Here is a 4107-nt window from a genome sequence, read left to right on the forward strand (position 1 = left end):
ACCGATTCTATGTGGTTGATAGTACAGATGATTATGTCTATGTGTACACGAGTTCAGGGCAGTAAGAAATCCTCATGGCTCTTAAAGCCATCGCGCTCTTGTTCTTACGTGAGGTATCAGAAACCCTTATTCTATTGACGCTTCTATTTCCGGGATCAGGCGCGACGCTATAATACTTTATGATCATCCGCTTTCTAAGAGCGACTTCGACATCGAGTTGGTTTTTCTCAATGAGCTTGACTCCGACAAGACGCCCTTTAATGGATTTCAAAAGCAACAGATACAATATGCTACCGACCGATGGATGTCGATCATCAGAGAAGATGTCCCAGACTATACAGTTTCCCAGCTCTTTTCCCGGTTGGATTGCGGCTTTGCTCTATCTATGCCTCGCATTGGGGAGCGTATTGACGATCTGCGGATCTATATAAATGTCGAACTCCTAAACGTTAGGGAATTCTATGTTGGTGGTGTAAAAGACGAATATAAACCCGCCGCGTTGGGTGGTCCACAGGTGATTCGGTTCGATGAGCCTGCGGCCCTTCTGCCCGTCACCGGATGTATAAATTTTGATCGGGGGTGGGTTGATAAGCCCAGCGCGTCCTATATCGACCTTTTCCCCCTTGATCCGATACCCCTCGACCCGATGCCTCTCATAGCCCTAACCCTCCATGAAATGGCGCATGTGTTGGGAATTGGGGTTGGGACAGCGTGGAATTCCTTTGGCCCCGCCCTAAATTCCTCGAATGACCAACACTTCAATGGCCCATTGGCGATTGCCGCGTTTGACGCTGCGGGCGGACAGAACTACACGGGTGCAAAGGTGCCAGTTGAGCCGGATAGGGCGCACTGGAGAGCTCCTGTGCTCAGTGGCGAAATCATGGGAGGCGGTAGAGATAGAAAAGTGAGCGCGATTACGATTCAGGCCCTGGCCGACATGGGCTATGTTGTCGATGTCGGACAAGCCGATCCATATACCCTGCCTGGTGCCTCAGCCACTAAGATCGTAGCATTTCCCTATGACTGGATGTGCGGCGGCCAGATGCAGGGGCCGGTTTACATGGTTGACCAGCAAGGCCGGGTCATCCGCACTCTAAGCCACTGAAATGCGCTGGCGGGACGCGTTGGAATAGGTGGATCGGTACTGTCGGTAGTTTGAAATTACTTCGTTGTAGGCTATGCCTGTGCGGTGTGTATCAATTCTCAAAAGCACTTCCGCGCCGCCTTGATCCTGCTCATAGATGCACTGCACCCGGCAGAGCAAAGCACGTTGGACGATAGAAAATGACGCACAAAACGCGCTTGACGCACAGGTGGATTCGCGTATCTTGATCATTGATGAGATTTTAATATTCGGACCGTGATTCACTTGATATTCAAGTAAGACAATGGTTGGGAATTCGTGCTTTTTATGCAACTAAAAATAGGAGGGTAATATGTTGAATAAAATTTTCACAGGACTCGTTTTTGTCTTGCTCTGCGCGACTCATACAGATGCACAAGAGATGCAGACCATTCGCTTTGACGGCAGAGGCGCGTATGTTCAGTTGCCTTCTGGCATTTTTGACCAGGAGGAGAATGCGACCATTGAAGCCTATGTCAAATGGGAACGGTTCAACGAGTGGTCAAGAGTATTTGACTTTGGCAGAGAAGGCAATGCCATTGTGGTTCAGAACAATAAAAAATCATCCCAGATCAATTTCAGAATTTGGGACAATAAAGGGAAACAGCACGGTGTATCAGCCAAAAATGCTGTGCTTGCCAACACCTGGCATCACATCGCTGTGGTGTGTGGCACGGGTGGTATGAAGATCTATGTGGATGGCACGTTTTACGATGATGACGACTATCGAGGGGGATTGAATCAGGCTTATGGTGGCAACTACTATTTGGGCAAATCGAACTGGCCGAAAGACAAGCCGTTTGCCGGGTTGATGTCAGAGTTCAGGGTGTGGAATTATCAACGGTCTCAGAGTGAGATACGAAGGACGATGAAAACGGCATTGACTGGCACTGAAGATGGCTTGATAGGCTATTGGCCGATGCATGAAATTAACGCTGGGATGATCCCCGATTTGAGCAGGGGTTCAAACCATGCCAAAATTCATGGGAATATCACGCTGGAGAATATCAAAGCCATATCCCCTGGGTTGATTCGCGGTGCATCCGGGCAAGTGGTTGCCGCGCAAATGGGCACAGGGGGTGGTTCTGCGCTACCTCGCAGTCACTCGGATTATTTGGCCTATACAGTTGGGGAAAAAGCGGAAATCCCGCTGCCTGAAAATATCGATGGTATTGAGGCAAAGTATTTGGTGAACTTGATGTGGGGGGCTTATACGGGGCCGCAATCGAGAGTTATGGTGTTGCCAATAGAAGATGTCAAAACGGAGCCTGAGTCGGTGGTGCTGAAGCATAAAAGTGGTGGAAAAGTTAAGGATGAGCTCGAAATCACCGCAAAGTCCAGGGCGTCTGTGACTGAAATCGAATCGATAGTGATAGATGTGATCAATCAGACGGGGCGATTCCGCCTTGTGGAGCGTCAGATGCTCGACGATGTTTTCAAGGAGCAGGATTTGGGCGAATCTGGCCGCATGGCCAGGCCGTCGGCGGCAAAAATTGGGAATGTGCTCGGGGCGCAGTATATGATGAAAGTCGTCGTGACAGACTATGAAGAAGGTGTGTCAACCAAGAAAGGCGGCGGCGTTGTAGGCGTGTTGTCCCAGGCGGCAGGTCTGGGTGCTGTCTCGACCACGAAAAGCGAAGGTCGTGTGGGTATGAATTTTCGGCTGATTGATGCCAAGACGAGCGAATTATTGTTTACGAAGCAGATCGAATCGAAAATTACTGAATCTAACCTGACCTTCGGTGGCGGTATTGGTGGGGGTGGAGCTGTCGGAATAGGGGTATTTTCCAAATACTTGAAGACGCCTATTGGTCAAGCGGTGATCGCCGGTATCAACAAGGGTGTGTATGAACTGGTCAAGCAAATCGGTAGTCTGCCTGCTTCTGGTCGCGTGATTAAGGCAGAAGGCGATAAGGTGTGGCTCAACATGGGCAAGGATGTTGTGTCGCCAGGCGATGTGCTGAAGGTGAAGTCAAAAGGGGAAGAGTTGATAGATCCGGATACAGGGATTAGCCTGGGCAGCGATGACACAGAGATCGGTACGATCCGCGTGAGTCAGGCTCAGGAGAAGTTCAGCATCGCCTATGCGGTTTCTACTACTGGCCTTGTGAAGCGCGGGGACAAGGTGATTTCTACGATTCTGCCTCCGCGTATCGAGTTCGCAGACCGTTGGGAGAAACCCAGACGCGGTAAGTTCTGAGCGTATTGGTACGCAAAATATGGGTGAATTTTTGCGGTGAAAAGTTGGTTGATTTGGTTGCCGAGAAATTGGCAGCGCATAAATAACCGCTGTTGAAGTAGTGTGTCAAAATAGCTAAAAAGAGATGCCCCCCGGAATGCGTATTTCGGGGGGCTGGTCAATTTGGGACATTAGCCAGGTTTATTTTTTTAACAAGTGGTTATTTTTCAAGATCGTTTGACCGTTTTACTTTTTGTCGCCGCACCAGTAATGCGACAATCCAGCACAAGGCGGTGACCAGAGCCATACCAATAATCGTCTCAACCATTGCTATCGTCTCCCATTTTAATTTCATCAATATCTTTAGCAGAAGGTGCTGGTCCAAGGTCGGCACAAAGACCATATACAGACCGTAATGGCAGTTTGGGAGATGTTCGGGAAGTGTCTATTACCTCAAGATGTGCTTCCAGGTCCGGTACAATTTTCTCGATTAACTGTACTTTCTCTATTGGTGTGAGTTGTTTAGCCAAATGCAATACGTTCTGTAATGAAGCGTTTTGCAATTCCATATTGCGTCCTTTGGTTTGTTGATTGATGTTGTTCTGAAAAAAATAATATATAGACTATTGGATAGGCAGTCAACCGTGGGCTTAAAACGCGCTTTGCGAGAACGCGAACTGGATGTTATTGCAGCGGCGCACCCATTTTTTATCTTACAGCCCGTAAGACCCACTTGCAGAGAGCTTTAGCGTTGGGAAGCAGACGCGAGTTAGCGAGCGTTGTTTTGCAAGGGCTTCCGAATCCC

Annotated in this window: 4 protein-coding genes; 2 read left to right on the forward strand and 2 right to left on the reverse strand. The window is 48.9% G+C overall.

All coding sequences use genetic code 11. The features are described 5' to 3' along the window. Positions 1 to 304 precede the first annotated feature (304 nt). Complete coding sequence (locus tag F4Y39_08465) at positions 305 to 1105, forward strand: hypothetical protein (protein ID MYC13745.1); 801 nt, start codon at positions 305 to 307, stop codon at positions 1103 to 1105. Here F4Y39_08465 and F4Y39_08470 read toward each other — a convergent pair. Beyond that, the gene (locus F4Y39_08470; protein ID MYC13746.1) at positions 1094 to 1336 is read right to left on the reverse strand and encodes a hypothetical protein; all 243 of its coding nucleotides are present in this window, start codon (positions 1334 to 1336) and stop codon (positions 1094 to 1096) included. The genes F4Y39_08465 and F4Y39_08470 overlap by 12 nt on opposite strands. 100 nt (positions 1337 to 1436) lie before the next feature. Between F4Y39_08470 and F4Y39_08475 the strand changes: the two genes are divergently transcribed. Continuing rightward, positions 1437 to 3323, forward strand: coding sequence for a hypothetical protein (locus tag F4Y39_08475; protein MYC13747.1), 1887 nt, complete (start codon positions 1437 to 1439; stop codon positions 3321 to 3323). Positions 3324 to 3622: 299 nt separating this feature from the next. Here the strand turns inward: F4Y39_08475 and F4Y39_08480 are convergent, their stop codons facing one another. Next, a complete protein-coding gene (locus F4Y39_08480) occupies positions 3623 to 3871 on the reverse strand; it encodes a hypothetical protein (protein MYC13748.1) in 249 nt (82 codons plus the stop codon). Positions 3872 to 4107: the final 236 nt, after the last annotated feature.

The organism is Gemmatimonadota bacterium, from assembly GCA_009838845.1.
Classification (GTDB): Bacteria; Latescibacterota; UBA2968; order UBA2968; family UBA2968; genus VXRD01.

Excerpts from the sequence above, each read along its gene's own strand:
- F4Y39_08480 (MYC13748.1), bottom strand. The coding sequence starts at position 3,871 with ATGGAATTGCAAAACGCTTCATTACAGAACGTATTGCATTTGGCTAAA.
- F4Y39_08475 (MYC13747.1), top strand. The coding sequence starts at position 1,437 with ATGTTGAATAAAATTTTCACAGGACTCGTTTTTGTCTTGCTCTGCGCG.
- F4Y39_08470 (MYC13746.1), bottom strand. The coding sequence starts at position 1,336 with ATGATCAAGATACGCGAATCCACCTGTGCGTCAAGCGCGTTTTGTGCG.
- F4Y39_08465 (MYC13745.1), top strand. The coding sequence starts at position 305 with ATGTCGATCATCAGAGAAGATGTCCCAGACTATACAGTTTCCCAGCTC.